The sequence below is a fragment of the Testudinibacter aquarius genome, from assembly GCF_004342725.1.
GTDB lineage: Bacteria > Pseudomonadota > Gammaproteobacteria > Enterobacterales > Pasteurellaceae > Chelonobacter > Chelonobacter aquarius.
Genome location: NZ_SMCP01000009.1, coordinates 89026 through 110794, shown reverse-complemented (window position 1 = coordinate 110794; position 21769 = coordinate 89026). Strand labels below are relative to the sequence as shown.

General features: G+C 47.3%; 18 protein-coding genes. All 18 read left to right on the top strand.

Annotation, left to right across the window (positions count from 1 at the left end; translation table 11 throughout):
• Positions 1–198 precede the first annotated feature (198 nt).
• Positions 199–1965 (top strand): gamma-glutamyltransferase, encoded by a 1767-nt coding sequence (ggt, locus tag EDC16_RS09890; RefSeq protein WP_132967693.1) that lies wholly within the window; start codon positions 199–201, stop codon positions 1963–1965.
• Positions 1966–2077: 112 nt separating this feature from the next.
• Entirely contained in the window at positions 2078–3148 is a 1071-nt protein-coding gene (locus EDC16_RS09885) for a PhoH family protein (RefSeq protein ID WP_176551959.1), read from the top strand.
• Between the two features lie 2 nt (positions 3149–3150).
• Entirely contained in the window at positions 3151–3618 is a 468-nt protein-coding gene (gene ybeY / locus EDC16_RS09880; protein WP_132967692.1) for an rRNA maturation RNase YbeY, read from the top strand.
• Positions 3619–3630: 12 nt separating this feature from the next.
• Positions 3631–5583 carry a tRNA(Met) cytidine acetyltransferase TmcA gene (locus EDC16_RS09875; RefSeq protein WP_132967691.1) on the top strand — a complete coding sequence of 651 codons (1953 nt, stop codon included), beginning with the start codon at positions 3631–3633 and terminating at the stop codon, positions 5581–5583.
• A gap of 341 nt (positions 5584–5924) precedes the next feature.
• Complete coding sequence (gene mraZ, locus EDC16_RS09870) at positions 5925–6383, top strand: division/cell wall cluster transcriptional repressor MraZ (protein ID WP_132967690.1); 459 nt, start codon at positions 5925–5927, stop codon at positions 6381–6383.
• Positions 6384–6514: 131 nt separating this feature from the next.
• Positions 6515–7486, top strand: coding sequence for a 16S rRNA (cytosine(1402)-N(4))-methyltransferase RsmH (gene rsmH, locus EDC16_RS09865; RefSeq protein WP_132967703.1), 972 nt, complete (start codon positions 6515–6517; stop codon positions 7484–7486).
• A complete protein-coding gene (ftsL, locus tag EDC16_RS09860; protein WP_416069097.1) occupies positions 7483–7803 on the top strand; it encodes a cell division protein FtsL in 321 nt (106 codons plus the stop codon). Before rsmH ends, ftsL begins: the two co-directional genes overlap by 4 nt.
• A gap of 10 nt (positions 7804–7813) precedes the next feature.
• Complete coding sequence (gene ftsI, locus EDC16_RS09855; protein WP_132967689.1) at positions 7814–9655, top strand: peptidoglycan glycosyltransferase FtsI; 1842 nt, start codon at positions 7814–7816, stop codon at positions 9653–9655.
• A gap of 9 nt (positions 9656–9664) precedes the next feature.
• Entirely contained in the window at positions 9665–11131 is a 1467-nt protein-coding gene (gene murE, locus EDC16_RS09850; RefSeq protein WP_132967688.1) for a UDP-N-acetylmuramoyl-L-alanyl-D-glutamate--2,6-diaminopimelate ligase, read from the top strand.
• 17 nt (positions 11132–11148) lie between these two features.
• Entirely contained in the window at positions 11149–12522 is a 1374-nt protein-coding gene (gene murF / locus EDC16_RS09845; protein ID WP_132967687.1) for a UDP-N-acetylmuramoyl-tripeptide--D-alanyl-D-alanine ligase, read from the top strand.
• Positions 12516–13598, top strand: a complete 1083-nt coding sequence (gene mraY, locus EDC16_RS09840; RefSeq protein ID WP_132967686.1) for a phospho-N-acetylmuramoyl-pentapeptide-transferase — start codon at positions 12516–12518, stop codon at positions 13596–13598. The genes murF and mraY overlap by 7 nt, the downstream gene beginning before the upstream one ends.
• Positions 13599–13631: 33 nt before the next feature.
• Complete coding sequence (gene murD / locus EDC16_RS09835) at positions 13632–14939, top strand: UDP-N-acetylmuramoyl-L-alanine--D-glutamate ligase (protein WP_132967685.1); 1308 nt, start codon at positions 13632–13634, stop codon at positions 14937–14939.
• Position 14940: 1 nt separating this feature from the next.
• Positions 14941–16128 carry a putative lipid II flippase FtsW gene (gene ftsW / locus EDC16_RS09830; protein ID WP_132967684.1) on the top strand — a complete coding sequence of 396 codons (1188 nt, stop codon included), beginning with the start codon at positions 14941–14943 and terminating at the stop codon, positions 16126–16128.
• Positions 16129–17184, top strand: coding sequence for an undecaprenyldiphospho-muramoylpentapeptide beta-N-acetylglucosaminyltransferase (gene murG, locus EDC16_RS09825; protein WP_132967683.1), 1056 nt, complete (start codon positions 16129–16131; stop codon positions 17182–17184).
• 61 nt (positions 17185–17245) lie between these two features.
• Positions 17246–18688 carry a UDP-N-acetylmuramate--L-alanine ligase gene (gene murC / locus EDC16_RS09820; RefSeq protein WP_132967682.1) on the top strand — a complete coding sequence of 481 codons (1443 nt, stop codon included), beginning with the start codon at positions 17246–17248 and terminating at the stop codon, positions 18686–18688.
• 18 nt (positions 18689–18706) lie between these two features.
• Complete coding sequence (locus tag EDC16_RS09815; protein WP_132967681.1) at positions 18707–19630, top strand: D-alanine--D-alanine ligase; 924 nt, start codon at positions 18707–18709, stop codon at positions 19628–19630.
• A gap of 2 nt (positions 19631–19632) precedes the next feature.
• Positions 19633–20421, top strand: a complete 789-nt coding sequence (locus EDC16_RS09810) for a cell division protein FtsQ/DivIB (protein ID WP_132967680.1) — start codon at positions 19633–19635, stop codon at positions 20419–20421.
• Between the two features lie 25 nt (positions 20422–20446).
• The gene (gene ftsA / locus EDC16_RS09805; protein ID WP_132967679.1) at positions 20447–21724 is read left to right on the top strand and encodes a cell division protein FtsA; all 1278 of its coding nucleotides are present in this window, start codon (positions 20447–20449) and stop codon (positions 21722–21724) included.
• The last annotated feature ends 45 nt before the right edge of the window (positions 21725–21769 follow it).

Sequence of the window (21769 nt, the reverse complement as noted above, 5' to 3'; positions counted from 1 at the left end):
TTGATGACAAACCAAGCCTCTTTTCATTTGATGAGAGGCTTTTTTGATTATGGTTAAAATTTTTAGAAAAATATTAAGAATAATTATTTTTGTTTATAAAATATTCATTGTTGGTTTGTTTTTTTAGATTTCGATGTTATTGTTGATTTAATGTTAAATTTTTAAATCTGGCATTTAATCTGCAAAATAAGGGGCTTTATGATGAAATTTAAAAAATCATTTGTAATCACTTCTCTGGCACTTTCAATATTGGGTGTCTCGACAATGACCACCGCAGTGGCTGCCAATGTTATCCCAACACAAACTCAACAAGCTTCCATTCGTTATGATCAAAGTATGGATATTTTCCATCCGATTTATGCTAAAAACGGTATGGTCGCAACCGAACAAGCACTGGCGACCCAAGTTGGGCTGGATATATTGAAACAAGGTGGTAATGCAGTTGATGCTGCCGTTGCTGTTGGTTTTGCTTTAGCGGTAGTGTTGCCAAATGCCGGTAATATTGGCGGTGGTGGTTTTATGGTGGTTTATGATGCCAGGACCAAACAAAGCGTTGCACTTGATTTCCGCGAAATGGCACCGCTTAAAGCCACTAGAGACATGTATTTGGATCAAGACGGCAAGGTGGTCGATGGAAAATCGCTGTTTACCCATTTTGCGGTTGGCGTTCCTGGGACAGTCGCCGGCATGGAGCATGCTTTAAAAAAGTGGGGAACGATGTCGCTGGCTCAAGTTATCGCCCCGTCAATTGAATTGGCAGATAAAGGGTTTGTGGTGAGTGAAACGCTGGGTAAAACGCTTGAGACAGAAAAAGCCAATTTAGCCAAATGGCAAGATAGTAAAAAGATCTTTTTCAAAAATGATGAGCCGTTCACTGTTGGAGATTTGTTAGTGCAGAAAGATTTGGCAAAATCGCTGCAACTCATTGCTCAACAGGGTGGAAAAGCTTTTTATGAAGGTGAAATTACGCAGAAAATCGTGGCAGAAATGGAAAAACATGGTGGCTTAATCACATTGGAAGATATGAAAAACTATCGAGCGGTTGAGCGCAAACCGATTGAAGGGGAATATCGCGGCTATAAAATTGTAACGATGCCACCACCAAGTTCCGGCGGAATCCACTTGGTGCAAATTCTGAATATTTTGGAACGCTATCCATTACAAGAATTCGGACAGAACAGCGCCAAAGCGATTCGCCACTATGCCGAAGCCATGAAATTAGCCTATGCCGATCGGTCCGAATATTTAGGCGATCCGGATTTTGTACAAATTCCAGTAACAGGGCTGACCTCAAAAAAATATGCCGATGAATTAGCGACGACAATTACCGCCGATACCATTCGTCCATCATCACAAATCAAGCCTGGTAAGCCGCATCCTTACGAAAGTGATCAAACTACGCATTACTCGATTATGGATAAAGAGGGTAATGCAGTTGCTGTAACTTATACCTTGAACCTGAATTTTGGCAGCGGAATTGTCGCCGAAGGTACAGGAATTTTATTAAATAATGAAATGGATGACTTTTCTGCTAAACCGGGTGTACCGAACGCTTTTGGTTTGATTGGTGGTGATGCCAATGCAGTTGCAGCGAAAAAACGTCCGCTGTCATCAATGACCCCGACGATTGTTATGAAGGACGGTAAACCATGGCTGGTGACCGGTAGTCCTGGTGGCGCACGGATTATTACCACAGTACTACAAAGCATCGTCAATACCATTGATTACGGTATGAATCCGGCAGAAGCGATTATGGTACCGCGTGTTCATCACCAATGGTTGCCGGATGAAATTCGGATTGAAGAAGGAATCAGCACTGATACGATTAACATCTTGCAGCAAGAGGGCTATAAAGTCGTCCCTAAAGCGACAATGGGTAAAGTTCAGATTATTCAAGCCCGTGAAGATGGTTTTTACGGTGCCTCCGATCCACGCAATCCGGATGGGTTAACACTCGGATATTAAGTTGTTTTATGTAAACCAAAAGCCAAGTATCGCACTTGGCTTTTCTTTTTCCCTATTATCGGAAAAACCTTTATACTAACGTTATTCATTTCATTTAGCATGAGAGGCTCCCTTGACCGATCAACTTATCGACTCTTTTACTCTAGAACCGCAAGACAATGCACGTTTGCAATCGTTGTGCGGGGCGTTTGACGAGCATCTGCAACGGATTGAAAGCACGTTTAAGCTGCAAATTCTTCGGCGTGATTTTAGTTTCACCCTGAAATCCGAGCAGCCGCATTCGGAGAAATTGTTGAAGGCGGTGGCGAGGCTGATTCAGCAGTTGTATGCCGATACCGCACCGCTGAAGGGCAAAATCAAAGAGCTGGATTTGGAAGATGTGCATATTGCAATTCAGGAAAGCCGGATTTTAGCCCAGGAGGAAGAAAACAGCGAAGTGCGGTCGGCGTCTAAGGTGTATAGCACCACGGTGAAAACCAAGCGTGGCGTGATCAAGCCGCGCGGTACCAATCAGATTCAATATCTGCACAATATTTTACGCCACGACATCAGCTTCGGTATCGGCCCTGCGGGAACGGGGAAAACTTATCTTGCGGTGGCGGCGGCGGTCGAGGCGTTGGAAAAACAGGAAATCCGTCGGATTCTGCTGACCCGTCCGGCGGTGGAAGCCGGGGAAAAATTGGGTTTTTTGCCCGGCGATTTGGGGCAGAAAATCGAGCCGTATTTGCGTCCGTTATACGATGCGCTGTTCGAGATGTTGGGCTTCGAGCGGGTGGAAAAGTTGATTGAACGCAAGGTGATTGAAATCGCACCGTTGGCGTATATGCGTGGTCGCACTTTGAACGATGCCTTTATTATTTTGGACGAGAGTCAAAACACCACCGTCGAGCAGATGAAAATGTTCCTCACTCGAATCGGCTTTAACTCCAAAGCGGTGATCACCGGTGATATTACCCAAGTGGATTTGCCGCGCAGTCAGAAATCAGGTTTGCGCCATGCGATGGAAGTGTTGCAAGCCGTGCCGGAATTGAGTTTCAACTTTTTTGAAAGCAGCGATGTGGTGCGTCATCCGGTTGTTGCCAAAGTGGTGCAAGCCTATGAAGTGTGGGAACGGGAAGATGAAATCCGTCACCAGGCACTAGCCGAAGAACGGCGTCAAGCGCGGTTACTACAAGGAAGCTGAGCATGAAAAATCTGATTATCGATCTGCAACTCGCCTGTGAAAATACGGATAGCCTGCCGAGCCAAACGCAAATTGCGTTGTGGGCGCAAAGTGCGGTCAAGCCGAGTCTTGATGATTTGGAAATGACGGTGCGGATTGTCGATGAGGCGGAGAGTCAGGATTTGAACCGCACTTATCGCGGTAAGGATTACCCAACCAATGTGCTCTCGTTTCCGTTTGAATCGCCGGCGGAAGTGGAATTACCCTTACTGGGCGATTTGGTGATTTGCCGTCAAGTAGTGGAACGGGAGGCGGCAGAGCAGCAAAAACCGCTGTTGGCACATTGGGCGCATATGGTGGTGCACGGCAGTTTGCATTTGCTCGGCTACGACCACATTGAGGACGCCGAAGCGGAAGAGATGGAAAGCTTGGAAAGCGAGATTATGCAGGCGCTTGGCTTTGCCGATCCGTATTTGAGTGAGAAAGCATAGCCTTTTTCTCTGATGAAAAATCCCTTTTTTCGCCAACCTTTGATTTTATACGGTGATGCTGTTTGGTTAAACCGCCAACTCGCTGCATTTTTCTCATCAAATCACAACAAAAGTGCGGTTTATTGTGCGTCACAGCCACCTGAAATCTTGCCGTCAAATTGTACTTTTTACCCCTTTGCCCATGCCAAAAATCTGTTGGGACAAGAGTGGGATTGTGCGGTGTATGACACGCGACAACCATCCGGGGTAAATTTTAATTTGGAGGCATTGGCAATTGTCGCGGCGGCAATTAAAGCCGGCGGCGTATTGTTGGTTTTGTTAGCGCAAGATTGGCAAACGAAAGTAGATTTGGATAGCCTGCGTTGGAACGGCACGGCGCAAGCGATTACACCAAGCCATTTTTATCAATGGTGGCAAAGTGCGGTTGAGCGGCACCAAATCCCGATTTACCAGCAAACAGCAATCAATCGATCATTGCCGCATATTGCAACGGATTTATGGCAACTGCCGCCGAGCGCACTTGTGCAACAACAACAGGTATTACAGCAGGTGTTAGCTGCACAAGCGGAGTTGTATCTGCTCACCGCCAAGCGTGGACGGGGCAAATCGGCGCTTGCCGGCATGCTTGCTGACAAACTGAGTGCGAAAAGTGCGGTTTTGCTAACAGCACCCAACCAACGTGCGGTACAGGCATTGTATCGGCATTGCCGACACAAACCGCACTTTATGGCGCCTGATGATTTGATTGCTCGCTTGAATGAAAATCCGCAGCCGTTTGCAGATAGTTGGTTGATTATTGATGAAGCGGCGATGATTCCGCTGGATATGTTGGCGACGCTCTGCCGCCATTTTGCCCATATCCTGCTGACCACCACCATTGACGGCTATGAAGGCACCGGACGTGGTTTCGAATTGAAACTCAAACAACTGACAGACCGCACTTGCCAGCTTCTGCATTTGCAGCAACCGTTGCGTTATGCAGAAAATGATCCGTTGGAAACCTGGATTGATGATTTGTTATTACTCAACAATCGGATGCCTGCCAGCAGCAACGAGACGAATAATCTAACGCTAGCGCAAATTTCGCCAACAGAGCTGGTGGCTGATCCGCAACAAATCCGCTGCTTTTACCACTTGTTGGCGCTGGCGCACTACCGCACCTCGCCGTTGGATCTGCGCCGTTTGCTTGATGCGCAAGGGCAACGGTTTTGGTTGTTACGCCGGCAAGCAGAGATTGGCGGAGGGATTTGGGCGTTGGCGGAGGGCGGTATTGCCGATGCCGATTTGATCGAGAAAATCTGGCGCGGTGAACGGCGTCCAGCCGGGAATTTAGTGGCGCAAGCGCTGTGTTTTCAGGCGGATTTGCCGCAAGCTTGTGCGTTGCGCTCATTACGGATCTCACGCATTGCACTGCTGCCGCAGCTGCAACGTAAAGGCTTCGGTCAGCAACTGGTGCGGCAGTTGCTTGAAGATTGCAGGGCTGAATTGGATTTTGTTTCCGTCAGTTTTGGCTACAGTGATGGTTTGGCACGCTTTTGGCAAAAGTGCGGTTTTCAGCTTATCCATCTCAGCAGCGGCAAAGAGGCCAGCAGCGGTTGTTACAGTGCCATGATGATTTATCCGCTTTCATCTGATGGAAAGCAGTTCTGTCAGCAAGCATGTCGCCAATTTTTGCGTAATTTTCCGCTGACTAAGCACCCATTATATTCAACCTTGCAGCAGAAAATTGCCTTTCCTGAAACCGATTGGCAACTCAACGCCGATGATCTACGCCAGTTACACGGTTTTGCTTATGCCAACCGCACTTTGGCTGCGACTTCTCCGGCGCTATGCCGTTTAATCAAAACAACCCCGCAATTTGATTGGCAAACGTTGCAGCAATCGCAAGACGGTAAAAAGCAGCGCTTGCGACAATGGCGACTCAGTGTAGCAAAGCAGATTTACACGCATTTCAATATATCGTAAAGCTATCGGTTTTGACATACAAATCTTACAATGAGTATTGGAGAAAAATCCGCTGATTATTGCGATTTATCCACCATTTATCCTTATTTTTAGCATTTCGATATGCGAGATTAGTCGGCTATTTTCTTGACAATTCCTTTTTTTGCACAAAAAGCAACCAGCTAAATGTGATCTATCCCACAGAAATAGTTGACAAAAAACTTGCAACAACAGTGTTCAGATAATAAACTTAGACTAAAGTGGTGAATTGTGGGGTTTTGTGGGATAGAATGATCAAAATCTTAGTTCTGTGGTAAAGAGTGGCGATAATCAGCAAAAATAATTGAGTAAATGGGATTGCTATGTTTCGTGGTGCGACTTCAGTCAGTTTAGACAGTAAAGGACGGCTTGCCGTTCCTACTCGCTATCGCACTGAAATCCTTGAACAAAATGACGGACAGATGGTGTGTACCGTCGATATTCGCCAGCCCTGTTTACTGCTTTATCCGTTGAATGAATGGGAAATTATTGAACAAAAATTGGCGGCATTGTCCAATTTTGATCCGCAACAACGCCGTTTGCAGCGCGTGATGCTGGGCTACGCCGCCGAATGCGGGCTTGATAAAAGTGGACGTATTCTGCTCAGCCCTGCGTTGCGTGAGCATGTCAAACTGGATAAGAACATTATGTTGGTTGGACAATTAAATAAATTTGAGATCTGGAGTGAGGAAGCTTGGCTTGCTCAAATCGCAGAGGATATTGAAATCGGCAGCAGCGGTGCTTTTGTCGATTCGGAAGCATTAAAAACGCTGTCACTGTAAAAGAGAAAGAATCATCTTTCCGTCAGTGGCAGTAGCACTAGCAGGGCAAGCGGTGTGCTGGAGTGCACCGCGACCCCATTTTATGATTGAATACTATTTAAATATTAGCGAAAAATATGACGTTTCCCCCAATGCGACCAATTATGCCATCAGTCGGTTCTCACATTACGGTACTGCTTCATGAAGCGGTCGCCGGCCTGGCGCTTAAGCCAAATGGTGTATATATCGACGGCACTTTTGGGCGTGGTGGACATTCCCGTTTGATTTTATCCCGGTTGGGAGAAAATGGACGTTTGATTGCAGTGGATCGCGATCCGCGCGCAATCGCTGAGGCGGAAACAATTGATGATTCTCGCTTTAGCATTGTGCACAGTACTTTTTCGCAGATCGAAGAAATCTGTCAACAACAGAATTTAGTCGGCAAGATCGATGGCATTTTGCTCGATTTAGGCGTTTCTTCACCACAATTGGATGAAGCCGAGCGTGGTTTTAGTTTTATGAACGATGGCCCGCTGGATATGCGGATGGATACTACGCAAGGTATGTCGGCGGCAGAATGGCTGCAACAGGTTTCAATCGATGATTTAGCTTGGGTGTTAAAAACCTTTGGTGAAGAACGTTTCGCCAAACGAATTGCGACTGCGATCGTGGATTTTAATAAAACGGCGTTAGAGCAGGGCGAGCGGGGGCTCAACCGCACTTTGCAATTGGCGGAGCTGATCAGTCAAGCCGTGCCGTTTAAAGATAAACATAAGCATCCGGCAACCCGCAGTTTTCAGGCGATTCGGATTTTTATCAACAGTGAACTGGACGAATTGGAACGTGCGTTGCAATCGGCATTAACCGTGCTTGCACCACAGGGACGCTTATCTATCATCAGCTTTCATTCGTTGGAAGATCGCATGGTGAAACGTTTTATCCGTAAACAGAGCAAGGGCGTAGAAATTCCCAAAGGGCTGCCGTTGCGTGAAGATCAAATTGAACGCAACCAGACCTTAAACACCGTCGGCAAAGCGATTATGCCGAGTGAGCAAGAACAACAACAAAACCCACGCTCAAGAAGTGCAGTATTGCGCGTTGCAGAAAGGATCGGGCCATTATGATGTTAGACCGTTATCCGTTACGGAAATTGATTTTAGATGATCTGTTTGCTGCCAACAAGATCGCTTTTCTGCTGTGGTTTGTGATGATCGGCAGTGCAGTGGCAACAATTTGGATTATTCACCAAACGCGCCAGTTAAACACCGAAAACGGGGAGTTGATTTTAGCGAAGCAGGCGCTCGAAAACGAATATATTAATTTGAAACTGGAAGAACGGGCACTGGACGACAATGTTCGGATTACTTCCATCGCAAATCGCTTGAAGATGGGGTATATCACCAGTGATCAACAAGTGATTATTATTGAAAACAACCATTAGGGTGCGGTCTATGGCGATATTTAACAAAAAGAACGATCGGCAAGCAGCACAATTAAACAGTAAAACGGTGGCAAAAAGCGGTACCAAAAACGCTGTTAAAAATGTAGCCGTGATTGACACCTTTGTCAGCTGGCGTTATTGGACGGTGATTGCGGTTATTTTGATCAGCATGGCGTCGTTGGTAGCGACGGCGGTAGATGTCCAAATCAGCAGTGCCGATAAAATGAACCAAGAAGCCGACAAACGCTCGCTGCGAACGCAAGCGATTCACTCCTCGCGCGGCATGATCTTGGATCGTAACGGGCAATGGTTATCCGTGAGTGTACAAATGTTTTCGGTGGTTGCCGATCCGAAAGTGGTTTTTGAAAAGGGATCGTTGCAAGATCAAGAGCGCTGGAAGGCACTTTCTGATGCTTTGGGCGTGTCGAACAAAAGCCTGAAAGACAAAATCAGCAAAAATCCAAACAGCCGTTTTCTCTACTTGGCGCGCCAAGTGACACCGAGTGTCGCCAATTATGCGCGCGAACTGAAAATTCCAGGTGTTACGCTGCAAACTGAATTTCGCCGTTTTTATCCGAAAGTGGAAGAGACTGCTCATTTGATCGGTTACACCAATATTGATGGCGAAGGCATTGAAGGAATTGAAAAAAGTTTTGATAAGTTATTGATCGGGCAAGACGGTTCACGTACTTATCGTAAAGATCGCTACGGCAATATGGTGGAAGCGGTAGACGATACCAAAAAATACGATGCGCACAACGTTACCTTGAGTATTGATGAACAGTTGCAGTCGATGGTGTATCGCCAAATCAAAGAAGCGGTAGCAGAAAATAAAGCCGAATCCGGCACGGCGGTGTTGGTGGATATTCGCACCGGTGAAGTGTTGGCGATGGCAAATGCGCCGTCATACAATCCGAATAACCGCACGAATGTGAAAGCTGATTTAATGCGTAATCGCGCGATTACTGATACCTTTGAACCGGGTTCGACGGTGAAACCGTTTGTGGTGCTGACCGCACTTCAACGTGGAATCGTCAACAAAAATTCAGTGCTGAATACCGTACCGTTTAAAGTCAACGGGCATACGATTCGCGATGTGGCGCGCTATGACAAATTATCGATTGCCGGTATCTTGCAAAAATCCAGTAACGTCGGGGTCAGCCACTTAGCACTGGCGATGCCGCCAAATGCCTTGATCGACACCTATTCCAAAGCCGGTTTCGGGCAACCAACCAATTTGGGACTGATTGGCGAACAGCGTGGACAGTTGCAAGATCGCAAGCGTTGGGCGGATATTGAGCGGGCGACGATCTCTTATGGTTACGGTTTGACGGTGACGCCATTGCAGCTGGCTAGAGCCTATGTCACCTTGGGCAGTTTTGGGGTGTATCGTCCGTTGTCGATCACCAAAGTGGATCCGCCGGTGTTGGGCACACGCGTTTTTTCGGAAAAAACCACGCGTGATGTGGTCGAGATGATGGAGACGGTGGCATTGCCGGGAGGTGGTGGCATTGCCGCTGCGGTGAAAGGCTATCGAGTGGCGATCAAAACCGGAACCGCAAAAAAAATTGAAAACGGCAAATATGTGGACAAATATATTGCTTACACCGCTGGCGTGGCGCCGGCGAGCAATCCGCGTTATGCCTTGGTGGTGTTGATTAACGAACCGAAAGCCGGCAAATACTACGGTGGTGCGATTTCGGCGCCGGTGTTTTCAAAAATTATGGAACACACCCTACGTTCGCAGAATATCAAACCGGATGCGCTGAGTAGTGAAGAAACGGCAGCGAGGATTATTCGCTTGGATCAACAACAATCAGCGGTTTCTAACCAATCCAATCACATCAATTAAGGGGATGTTATGCAAAGATTGGCAGCACTTTTTTCTCTGCAAGGACTCCCCGATCTTAAGCTACAACAGATCGAACTGGACAGTCGCAAAGTGCGGTTCGGCGATCTGTTTGTTGCGTTAATCGGACACCAGCAAGACGGGCGAGCGTTTATTCCGCAGGCGATTGCCAACGGTGCCAGTGTGGTATTGGCGCAAACTGAGGATCGGCAACAACACGCAACAATGACCCTAGAAAGTCAGGTGCCGATTATCCATTATTATCAGCTGGAACAACATCTCTCCGCTATCGCCGATCAATTCTATGATTATCCATCACATCATTTAACCTTAGTCGGTGTCACCGGCACCAACGGCAAAACCACGATCGCACAACTGTTGGCGCAATGGGTGCAATTGTTAGGTAAAACGTCTGCTGTGATGGGCACGATTGGCAATGGCCTGTACGGCAAGACGGTAGAAGCGGTCAATACCACGGGATCGGCAGTCGAGGTGCAGCAAAATCTGGCCGATTTTTTGCGACAAGGCGCTGAATTTGCAGTGATGGAAGTCTCTTCACATGGCTTAGTGCAACATCGTGTTGAGGCGCTGCAATTCAAAACCGCACTTTTCAGTAATTTAAGCCGTGATCACCTCGATTATCACCACACTATGCAAGCGTATGCGGCAGCTAAATTTCGTTTGTTCAATGAATTAGATTGTGAAAATCGAGTGATTAATGCCGACGATGCCATCGGCGCAGAGTGGTTGCGACAACTGCCTGACGCAGTTGCGGTGAGTGCCGACCCAAGTGCGGTTTTAACCCAAGTGCAATATTTGCAGGCAACCGCGATTGAATATCATGACGGTGGCGCCACCATTAGGTTTGGCTCCAGTTGGGGCGAAGGCGAACTCAACAGCCGCCTGATCGGCTCATTTAATGTCAGCAATCTGCTGTTGGTGACTGCGGCGATGTTGCAGTTGGGTTATTCGTTGGCAAAATTGTGCCTGACAGCCAACCAGCTGAACGGTGTTTGTGGTCGAATGGAAATGTTTAGTGCGCCGAATCGACCAATGGCAATCGTGGATTATGCGCATACGCCGGATGCGTTGCAAAAAGCGTTGCAAGCAGCAAGGTTGCATTGCAAAGGGCGATTGTGGTGTGTATTTGGTTGCGGCGGAGACAGAGATCGCGGCAAACGTCCATTGATGGGGGGCATTGTCGAGCAATTTGCCGATGTGGTGGTGCTGACCGATGACAATCCGCGCACTGAAGATCCGTATTTGATTTTGCAAGATATTCAAACCGGCTTGCGCCAGCCACAAAATGCGACGGTGATCCACGGGCGTGAACTGGCGCTGCAATACTGCTTGCAGCAGGCGGTCGCCGATGATGTAGTTTTGATTGCAGGCAAAGGCCATGAGGATTATCAAATTATCGGCACAACCAAGCTGCATTTTTCCGACCGGGAAATTGTGCAACAGTTGCTGCAATCGTGACTTTAAATAGAATAACTATGATGAAGATAGACGTTAAAACTTTGGCAGAAATTTTATCAGCGGATTGTCTTGGTGACGCTTCGGTGACGGTGCAAAATATTACCACCGACACCCGTAAGCCCAGCGAACAAGCGCTGTTTTTTGCGTTGAAAGGCGCTAATTTTGATGCGCATAATTACTTAACACAAGCAGTAGCACAAGGTGCTGTGGCGTTGGTGGTTGAACATGTCAGTACAGATGTTTCGGTGCCGCAGCTGGTGGTGGCGGATACTCGCTTAGCGCTGGGGCAATTGGCAAAATGGTGGAAAGCAAAACTGGCGCCAAAAACCGTGGCGATGACCGGCTCTTCCGGCAAAACCACGGTGAAAGAGATGACGGCTTCGATTTTGGCAAATTGCGGTGAAGTGTTATTCACTCAAGGCAATTTTAACAATGATATCGGTGTGCCGTTGACGTTGCTACGTTTGCAACCGCAGCACCAATTTGCGGTGATCGAGCTGGGGGCTAATCATGCGGGTGAAATTGCCTACACCACGGCATTGGTGCAGCCGGATGTGGCGTTGGTAAATAATGTAGCGCCGGCGCATTTGGAAGGCTTCGGCTCGCTGGACGGCGTAGCGCAGGCAAAAGGCGAAATTTACCGTGGCTTGGCACAACAGGGTTGCGCAGTGATCAATCTCGACTGCCATTATTTAGATACCTATTGGCAAGCGGAAATCGGTGCACACCGCACTTACTCCTTTTCGGTGTCGCAGCCGCAAGCGGATTTTCATGCTACGAATATTGATTTACATGAACAAGGGGCAAATTTTCAGTTGCAAACGCCGCAAGGCGAAGTAACAGTCAATCTGCCGTATTTAGGCATTCACAATGTAGCCAATGCACTGGCGGCAACCGCACTTTCAATGTTAGCGGGTGCTACGCTGCCACAGGTCAAGTGCGGTCTGGAGCAAAAACAAGCGGTTAAAGGCCGCCTGTTTCCGATTCAAGTGAATCCTGATCTTTTGTTCTTGGACGACACTTACAATGCGAATGTCGATTCAATGCAGTCTGCGGTGAATGTGTTAAAAAATTATTCCGGATTTCGTATTTTTGTTGTTGGAGATATGGCGGAATTAGGCGAAAATAGTCAGCTTTGCCATCAGCAGGTGGCGGATTTTACACAGCATGCCGGGCTGGATTTAGTGATCAGTTTTGGTACGCAGAGTGAGGTGATCAGTCGCTTATCACAGGGAAAACATTACAGTGATAAGGCGGATTTGGTCTTATTTTTACAGCAACAGATTGCACAACAGCGGCAGAATAATAAAAAAGTAGTGTTGTTGGCAAAAGGATCTCGCAGCATGAAGATGGAAGAGATCATTGATTTATTGAAGGATAAACTATGCTAGTTTGGTTGGCAGATTATTTAGTCCAATACCACTCGATTTTTAACGTGGTGTCGTATTTAACATTTCGATCGATTATTGCCTTGTTGACCGCACTTTTGCTGTCATTGTGGATCGGACCGAAAGTGATTCGCCGTTTGCAGATGCTGCAAATCGGGCAAGTGGTGCGTCATGACGGCCCGGAAAGTCATTTCAGCAAACGTGGCACGCCGACCATGGGGGGCGTGATGATTCTGTTTTCGATTGGAATCAGTACGTTGTTATGGGCGGATCTGAGCAACAGCTATGTTTGGTGTGTACTGTTTGTGCTGTTCGGTTATGGCGCGATTGGCTTTGTCGATGATTACCGCAAAGTGGTACACAAAAATAGTGACGGGCTGATTGCCCGTTGGAAATATTTTTGGCTGTCGGTGGTGGCGTTAATTGCGGTTTTTGCCATGTACGCGATTGGCAAAGATACCAATGCAACCCGATTAGTGGTGCCGTTTTTCAAAGAAATTATGCCGCAGTTAGGCTTGTTTTATATTGTGTTGGCCTATTTTGTGATTGTCGGCACCAGCAACGCGGTCAATTTGACCGATGGTTTGGACGGATTGGCGATTATGCCGACGGTATTGGTTGCCGGGGCATTTGCTTTTGTCGCTTGGGCGACGGGTAACGTGAACTTTGCCGGTTATCTGCATATTCCATATATCAAATTGAGTGCTGAACTGGTGATTGTCTGTACCGCGATTGTTGGTGCAGGCTTGGGCTTTTTATGGTTCAACACCTACCCGGCGCAAGTGTTTATGGGAGATGTCGGATCATTGGCATTAGGTGGCGCACTGGGTGCGATTGCGGTGCTGGTGCGGCAAGAATTTTTGCTGTTGATTATGGGCGGTGTGTTTGTGATGGAAACTGTTTCGGTGATTTTGCAAGTTGGCTCTTATAAAATCCGCAAACAGCGTATTTTTCGCATGGCGCCGATTCACCACCATTTTGAATTAAAAGGCTGGCCGGAACCGCGCGTGATTATCCGTTTTTGGATTATTTCGTTAGTTTTAGTGTTACTCGGTTTAATTACGTTGAAACTGCGTTAATTTTTTTATTTTTTATTTTGGGGCAAAAACACGATGAGCAGTCATTCCACCGATTATTACGGTAAAAAAGTCACGATTTTAGGGCTAGGCAAGAGCGGTCTGTCCTGTATTGATTTTTTTGCGGATAAGCAGGTGGAATTGCGCGTGATCGATACCCGTAACAAACCGCAAGCGCTACCGCACTTTGTCACACAAAGTCATTTCGGCAGCATTCCTCAGCAATGGTTGTTGGAGTCGGATCTGGTTGTGATTAGTCCGGGCTTGGCATTGGCAACGCCGGAGGTGCAAAGAGCGCTTCAGGCCGGGGTGGAAGTCGTTGGTGATATTGAACTGTTTTGCCGTGAAACCGACAAACCGATTATTGCCATCACCGGCTCAAACGGCAAAAGCACCGTCACCTCGCTGGTCAACGAAATGGCAAAAGCAGCCGGGCTGAAAGTCGGGATGGGCGGCAATATCGGGATTCCTGCCTTGTCGCTGCTCGAGCAGGATTGCGATTTATATGTGTTGGAACTCTCCAGTTTCCAGCTGGAAACAACGTATTCCCTCAAAGCCAAAGCGGCAACGGTGCTAAATGTCACCGAGGATCATATGGATCGTTATGCGGATTTAGCCGCCTATCGCCAAGCCAAATTGAGAATTTATACCGGTGCGGAAACCGCCGTGGTGAACAGCGACGATGCCTTGAGTTATCCAGAGCCTCAAAGTGCGGTCACGCAACTCAGCTTTGGCACGGTAGCGGACTATCACCTGTTGGAGCAAGACAACCGCACTTTGCTTGCATTTAAGAGCCAAGCGATTTTGGCGACAGACGAAATGCAGTTGGTCGGACGTCACAACTATATGAATGCGCTGGCGGCGCTGGCGCTGGCAGATGCCGCCGCAATTCCCCGCGCAGCAGCTTGTCGGGGATTGCGTGAATTTCAAGGTTTAGCACACCGTTTCCAGTTGGTGCAGCGTCAAGACGGCGTGACTTGGATTAACGATTCCAAAGCGACCAATGTCGGCAGTACTTTGGCGGCACTGCACGGTTTAGAAGTCACCGGCACACTGTATCTGTTGTTAGGCGGCGACGGCAAAGGCGCAGATTTTACCGAATTAGCGCTGGCGGTGAATAAACCGAATATTCAGCTGTACTGCTTCGGGCGTGACGGTGCGCAATTGGCGCAACTTTCGGCGCAAAGTCAGTTGTTTGACAGCATGCAAAGTGCGGTTGCTGCACTAAAACCGCACTTGAAGAATGGTGATATGGTGCTGTTGTCACCGGCGTGCGCCAGTTTGGATCAGTTTGCCAATTTTGAACAACGTGGCAATGAATTTGTACGGCTGGCGGAGGCGTAGAATGTCGATTTGGGATACCTTCAAATCTGCTACGGATCGTTGGTTTCGGGTTACGCCGAATAACTTATTGTATGATCGCACACTATTTTGGCTGTTTTTGTCGTTGATGACGTTGGGTTTTATCATCATCACCTCAGCCTCGGTTGCTGAAGGCAATCGCTTGTATGATGATCCGTTCCATTTCGCAGTACGGGATTTGATGTATGTGGTGCTGGCGTGCTTGACAGCTTATATTTTTATTTTTGTACCGGTGGAAAAATGGCAGAAGTGGAGTCCATATCTGCTGATGTTGGCGTTATTGTTGCTGATTTTGGTGTTGATTCCCGGCATCGGGCGCACGGTTAATGGTGCTCGACGCTGGATTCCATTGGTGCTGTTTAATTTCCAGCCGGCAGAGTTTGTGAAATTTGCCTTGATTTGCTACCTATCCAGTTACTTTGTGCGGCGCTATGAAGAGGTGCGAATCAAACATCTCAGTGTTGTCAAACCGACCTTGGTTTTAATGTTATTATCGGTTTTCCTCTTGTTACAGCCGGATTTGGGCAGCAGCGTGGTGTTAGCGTTTATTGTGTTTGCGATGTTATTTATGGTAGGCGCTAAAATTTATCAGTTTATCGTATTGGCAGTGGCGGGGTTTTTTGCGATTTACTTGTTGATCTTAACCTCTGAGTACCGTTTGAAACGTTTAACCTCCTATACCGATCCGTTTGCCGACCCTTTCGGCTCCGGCTTTCAATTAAGTAATTCGTTGATCGCTTTCGGACGGGGCGAATTTTGGGGCACCGGATTAGGCAATTCCATTCAAAAATTGGAGTATTTACCGGAAGCACATACCGACTTCATTATGGCGATTGTCGGGGAAGAATTTGGGCTGGTTGGAATTATCTGCGTGGTAGTGCTGTTTACTTTATTGCTGATTCGAATTCTGAAAATTGGTAAGGAGTCGTTGTTGTTGGAACAACGTTTCGGTGGTTATTTTGCGTTTGGCGTCGTTGCGTGGTTTTTCTTCCAAGGCGCATTTAATTTGGGTATGACGATGGGGATTCTGCCGACTAAAGGTTTCACATTTCCGTTTGTCAGTTACGGTGGATCAAGTTTGATTATTAATGCGCTGGTGGTGGCGATTTTGTTGCGTATCGATTATGAAAATCGCCTGATGCGAGGCCATGCTCACTTGAGGGATGACTAAATGGCAGAACAGAAACGGTTATTGGTGATGGCGGGTGGCACCGGCGGACATGTTTTTCCGGCGATTGCCGTGGCACAAAAACTGCAACAGCAAGGCTGGCAGATTTGTTGGTTGGGCACTCAAGATCGCATGGAAGCCACGTTAGTACCGAAACACGGTATTCCGATTGAATTTATTCAAATTTCGGGCTTGCGTGGTAAAGGATTGAAGGCATTGTTGGTAGCGCCGTTTGCGATTACGCGTGCGGTGTGGCAGGCACGTAAAATTATCAAACAATATCAACCGCATGCGGTTTTAGGCATGGGCGGTTATGTTTCAGGGCCGGGTGGTATTGCCGCCAAACTGTGCGGCGTACCGATTGTGTTGCATGAACAAAATGCAGTTGCCGGTTTGACCAACAAATGGTTAGCAAAAATTGCCACTAAAGTATTGCAGGCGTTCCCGAACGCATTTGCCAAAGCAGAAGCGGTCGGCAATCCGGTGCGACAGGTGTTGTTTGAACAGTCGGAACCCAAAGTGCGGTATGCAGCACGTCAAGGCGCGTTGAAAGTGCTGGTTGTTGGTGGCAGCCAAGGTGCGAGAGTGCTGAATTTATTGATGCCAGAGGTGGTGAAACAATACCAACAACCGTTGGAGATTCGCCATCAAGTCGGTCAGGGTAATGTGGAGAGCATTCAAACGCGTTACCCCGACAACGCCAATGTACAAGTCACTGAATTTATTGATGATATGGCGCAAGCTTATGCTTGGGCTGATTTAATTGTCTGTCGCTCCGGCGCCTTGACGGTATCAGAAATTGCCGCAGTTGGCAGTGCAGCAATTTTTGTGCCGTTTCAACATAAAGATCAACAGCAATATTTGAATGCTTGTTATCTTGCTGATGTTGGTGCTGCAACAATTGTGCCGCAAAACGAACTGAACGCCGAGCGGATAACCGCACTTTTGCAGCAATGGGATCGAAAAAAATTGGCAGAAATGGCGGAAACGGCAAAAACCATGGCTAAACCGCTTGCTGCGGATCGGGTTGCCGAGGTGATTGTCAGCGTGGCTAAATGATAACGCTATAAAAAGACAAAACAGCAAGAATAACAGTAAAAACAGTAGAAAGAGAAGAATAATGGAACAACATGATTTTCAAAAACGCTTGCGGGATTTTGTACCGGGTATGCGTCGGGTCAAACAGATCCATTTTGTCGGCATCGGTGGTGCAGGCATGGGCGGAATTGCCGAAGTGTTGGTCAACGAAGGCTATTTGGTGACCGGCTCGGATATTGCCGACGGCGCAGTAACCCAGCGTTTAACCAATTTAGGGGCGAAGATCTTTTTCAAACACGAAGCCAAAAATATTAAAGAGGCAAGCGTGGTGGTGGTCTCCAGTGCGATTAAAGCCGATAATCCGGAAGTGGTTGCCGCACGCGAAGCGCGGATTCCGGTGATTCAACGGGCGCAAATGTTGGCAGAAATCATGCGGTTCCGACATGGCATCGCAGTTGCCGGTACACATGGGAAAACCACCACGACCGCTATGATCGCCATGATTTATGCCCAAGCCGGTCTGGATCCAACCTTTGTCAACGGCGGCTTGGTGAAATCGGCCGGTACCAATGCGCATTTAGGCTTGAGTCGTTATCTGATCGCCGAAGCAGACGAAAGTGATGCCTCGTTTTTGCATTTGCAGCCAATGGTGTCAGTGGTAACCAATATCGAACCGGATCATATGGAAACCTATCAAGGTAGTTTTGCCAAAATGAAGCAGACCTACATTGATTTCTTGCACAACTTGCCGTTCTACGGTTTGGCGGTGATGTGTGCCGATGATAAAGAATTAGAGGAGATTATTCCCAGCGTCGGTCGGCAAGTGATTACGTACGGTTTCAGCAAGCAGGCGGACTATCGGATCGAAAATTATTGTCAAACGGCTTTCCAAGGGCTGTACGACGTGGTTTATCCGTCCGGCAAACGCATTTCAGTGGTGCTGAATGTGCCGGGAAAACACAATGCCTTGAATGCGACGGCAGCACTGGCGGTGGCAAAGGAAGAGGGAATCGGCGACGAGGCGATTTTAACCGCACTTGCTGATTTTCAAGGGGCGGGACGACGTTTTGATCAACTCGGCGTATTCGAACGACCGTGCGGAAAAGTCATGTTGGTGGATGATTATGGTCATCACCCGACGGAAGTGGATGTCACTATTGAGGCGGCACGTTCCGGTTGGCAGGATAAACGCGTTGTGATGGTGTTCCAACCTCACCGTTATTCACGCACCCGTGATTTATTCGATGATTTCGTGCAAGTGTTGTCGAAAGTCGATGCGTTGATTATGTTGGAAGTGTACGCAGCCGGCGAGGAGCCGATTGCCGGTGCCGATAGCCGTGCCCTGTGTCGTTCGATTCGTAACTTGGGCAAAGTCGATCCGATTTTATTGTCTGATGTGGAAAAATTACCGGAAATTATGGATCAAGTGCTGCAAAACGGTGATTTAGTGTTGGCGCAAGGGGCTGGCAGCGTGAGTAAATTATCACGCAATCTGGTTGATTTATGGAATAATAATAAGAAATAACAGTAGGTAGAGCGCAAAATGAAACCGTTAAAACAACAAAAAATTGCCGTTTTGTACGGCGGTACGTCGGCAGAGCGTGAAGTGTCGTTAAATTCCGGAAGAGCGGTATTGCAAGCGTTAAAAAATCAGGGTTTTGATGTGCATGGTGTGGATCCGCAACAGGTCGGCTTGGAGCAGTTAAAAGTGCAGGGGTTCGAGCGCGTGTTCAATATTTTGCACGGACGTGGCGGTGAAGACGGCACAGTACAGGGCGTATTGGAGTTTTTAGGGATTCCGTATACCGGTTGTGGCGTGTTGGCATCTTCGTTAACCATGGACAAAATGCGTACCAAAATGTTATGGAAAGGTTTTGGTTTGCCGGTTGCCGAGATGGAAGTCGTCAACAAAGCCGATTTTGCTGCATTTGATGCGACAAAAATTGTGGAAAAATTGGGTTTGCCGTTGATGGTCAAACCCTCTTTAGAAGGCTCTAGTGTCGGGCTGACCAAAGTCAAACGGCTTGAAGCATTGCAAAGTGCGGTTGAGTTGGCATTTCAGTATGATGAAACTGTGTTGGTTGAGGCTTGGTTAGCTGGCGATGAGTATTCTGTTCCGGTATTAGACGGGGAAGTGTTGCCGTCGATTAGGATTGTACCGAAAGGAGAGTTCTATGATTATGATGCAAAATATATTTCCGATGACACCCAATATTTTTGTCCGTCCGGATTGAGCGAAGCCCGCGAACAAGAGTTAAAACAGTTGGTTAAGCAGGCTTACGAGAGTACCGGTTGCCGTGGTTGGAGCCGGGTTGATGTGATGACCGATAGTGAAGGGCGCTTTAATTTGGTTGAAATCAACACTGCACCGGGTATGACTAGCCATAGTTTGTTCCCAATGGCGGCAAAAGCCAGAGGTTATGATTTTGAACAATTGGTGGTTAAAATTTTAGAATTGAGTGTATAGGCATGGCGGTAAAACCTAATCGTATCCATCCGACAACGGCAGAACAGAGCGGTTTTAAGTTTTTTGTGCCGTTGAAATCACTATTTGTGATATTATGCTTAGGATTTGGTTATTATTGCTACAGTCATTGGCAGAATTTTTTGCTTTATTTGGATCAACAACCATTGAATTCATTTGCGGTTATCGGGCAGCCGAGGTATACCAGCTATAATGATATTCGTGACAGTCTACTTCAATTTGGTGAGTTGCAAGGTTATTTTTCACAAGATGTGGAGTCGATTCAACAGCAAATCGAACTGATGCCTTGGGTCAAAGGGGCGTTGGTACGCAAGATTTGGCCGAATAAATTGAGTATTGCGGTGGCGGAATACAGTCCGGTCGCTTTTTGGAATGAACGGCAATTATTGGCAGCCGACGGCACGATTTTCAGCTTGCCGCCAGAGAAGCGAGAAGGCTTGCAGCTGCCGAATTTGCAGGGCAATGATTTCCAAAGCCGTGAGGTTCTGTCGGCTTGGTACCAGATAAGCAATGCGTTGAAAGCCAAAAATATGACCTTGCAGTCGATGCAGATCGACAGCCGTGGTGCTTGGCAGGTTAGCTTAAGCAACGGTATCGAATTAAAGCTCGGGCGTGGTGAATGGAAACAGAAAATTGAGCGGTTTGCAACGATTTACCCACAGATAGAAGTGCCGGATAACCAACAAATCGACTATGTTGATTTACGATATAACAGCGGTGCTGCCGTTGGGTTTAAAGCGCTTCCGGTTCAGACGGAAACTGATGAAGATTAATTAATTGGCAAAGAAGTACACGAATATGGCAAAGATTGTTGAGTCGAAAATAAAAGTTGGCTTGGAAGTGGGTACTTCCAAAGTTGTGGCTGTGGTCGGAGAGGTGTTGCCGGACGGAGTAGTCAATGTGCTCGGTGTCGGCAGTAGCCCATCCAAAGGGATTGATCGCGGCAGTATTACCGATTTGGATGCGGTAGTGAACTCTATCCAACGGGCAATCGAAGGTGCAGAATCGATTGCCGATTGCCAAATTGTCAGTGTATCGTTGGCGATTACGGGTGAACATATTCAAAGTTTGAATGAAAGCGGTTTAGTGCCGATCGCCAGTGGCGAAGTGACGGCGGAGGAGATTGAAGGGGCAATGAATATCGCTCAATCAGTCAAAATGGGCGAAGGATTAAGCATTTTACATGTTATTCCACAAGAGTTTGCTGTGGATAAGCAATTGAATATCAAAAACCCGTTAGGACTGCAAGGCGTGCGTTTGCAGGCGCAGGCGCACTTGATTGCTTGTCATCAAAGCTGGTTGAACAATCTGAAAAAAGCGGTCGCCCGCGCCGGTTTAAAAGTGGATGAAGTGGTATTTTCCGGTTTAGCTTCCAGCTATTCGGTGTTGACCGAAGATGAAAAGGAACTGGGTGTTTGTTTGATTGATATTGGTGGCGGTACGATTGATATTATTGTCTATACCAACGGCTCGCTACGTTTCAGTAAGGTGATTCCTTATGCCGGCAATCGCGTCACTGACGATGTCGCCTATGCGTTCAGCACTTCCAGAATGGAAGCGGAAAAAATTAAAGTCGCCTATGGCAGTGCGATCACACCACCACAGAATAACCCAGATAAGAAAATTGAAGTACCGAGTGTAGGCGGGCGCGCACCACGCAGTCTGGCAAAAGAGATGCTGTCGGTTGTGACCTCAGCTCGTTATCAAGAACTATTAAAATTTGTTGAAAAAGAACTCTTGATATTGAAACGTGAATTGGACGACAAACAGATTAAATCCGATTTAATTGCCGGAATTGTATTAACCGGCGGTGGTTCGCAGATTGAAGATATTACCGAGTGTGCAGCAGAGATTTTTGGTCCACAAGTGCGGGTTGGAACACCGCTCAATTTGGCGGGTTTAACCGATTATGTCAGCAAGCCACAATATGCAACCGTGTTGGGTCTGCTTCATCATAATTATAATAATGCAGATGAAGTGCGGCAACGGGATAGCGGCGGCAGTTCGTTGGGCTTGTTATCAAGAACCAAGGATTATATCGTTAAATTTTTTACAATGATAAAAAATCAGTTTTGATAATCAGCGGTTATCGAATAGAATAGCAGCTATCATTATCATTTT

Coding starts and splice junctions, on each gene's coding strand:
- ggt (WP_132967693.1), top strand. CDS start 199: ATGATGAAATTTAAAAAATCATTTGTAATCACTTCTCTGGCACTTTCA.
- ybeY (WP_132967692.1), top strand. CDS start 3,151: ATGAAAAATCTGATTATCGATCTGCAACTCGCCTGTGAAAATACGGAT.
- EDC16_RS09875 (WP_132967691.1), top strand. CDS start 3,631: ATGAAAAATCCCTTTTTTCGCCAACCTTTGATTTTATACGGTGATGCT.
- mraZ (WP_132967690.1), top strand. CDS start 5,925: ATGTTTCGTGGTGCGACTTCAGTCAGTTTAGACAGTAAAGGACGGCTT.
- rsmH (WP_132967703.1), top strand. CDS start 6,515: ATGCGACCAATTATGCCATCAGTCGGTTCTCACATTACGGTACTGCTT.
- ftsL (WP_416069097.1), top strand. CDS start 7,483: ATGATGTTAGACCGTTATCCGTTACGGAAATTGATTTTAGATGATCTG.
- ftsI (WP_132967689.1), top strand. CDS start 7,814: ATGGCGATATTTAACAAAAAGAACGATCGGCAAGCAGCACAATTAAAC.
- murE (WP_132967688.1), top strand. CDS start 9,665: ATGCAAAGATTGGCAGCACTTTTTTCTCTGCAAGGACTCCCCGATCTT.
- murF (WP_132967687.1), top strand. CDS start 11,149: ATGATGAAGATAGACGTTAAAACTTTGGCAGAAATTTTATCAGCGGAT.
- mraY (WP_132967686.1), top strand. CDS start 12,516: ATGCTAGTTTGGTTGGCAGATTATTTAGTCCAATACCACTCGATTTTT.
- murD (WP_132967685.1), top strand. CDS start 13,632: ATGAGCAGTCATTCCACCGATTATTACGGTAAAAAAGTCACGATTTTA.
- ftsW (WP_132967684.1), top strand. CDS start 14,941: ATGTCGATTTGGGATACCTTCAAATCTGCTACGGATCGTTGGTTTCGG.
- murG (WP_132967683.1), top strand. CDS start 16,129: ATGGCAGAACAGAAACGGTTATTGGTGATGGCGGGTGGCACCGGCGGA.
- murC (WP_132967682.1), top strand. CDS start 17,246: ATGGAACAACATGATTTTCAAAAACGCTTGCGGGATTTTGTACCGGGT.
- EDC16_RS09815 (WP_132967681.1), top strand. CDS start 18,707: ATGAAACCGTTAAAACAACAAAAAATTGCCGTTTTGTACGGCGGTACG.
- EDC16_RS09810 (WP_132967680.1), top strand. CDS start 19,633: ATGGCGGTAAAACCTAATCGTATCCATCCGACAACGGCAGAACAGAGC.
- ftsA (WP_132967679.1), top strand. CDS start 20,447: ATGGCAAAGATTGTTGAGTCGAAAATAAAAGTTGGCTTGGAAGTGGGT.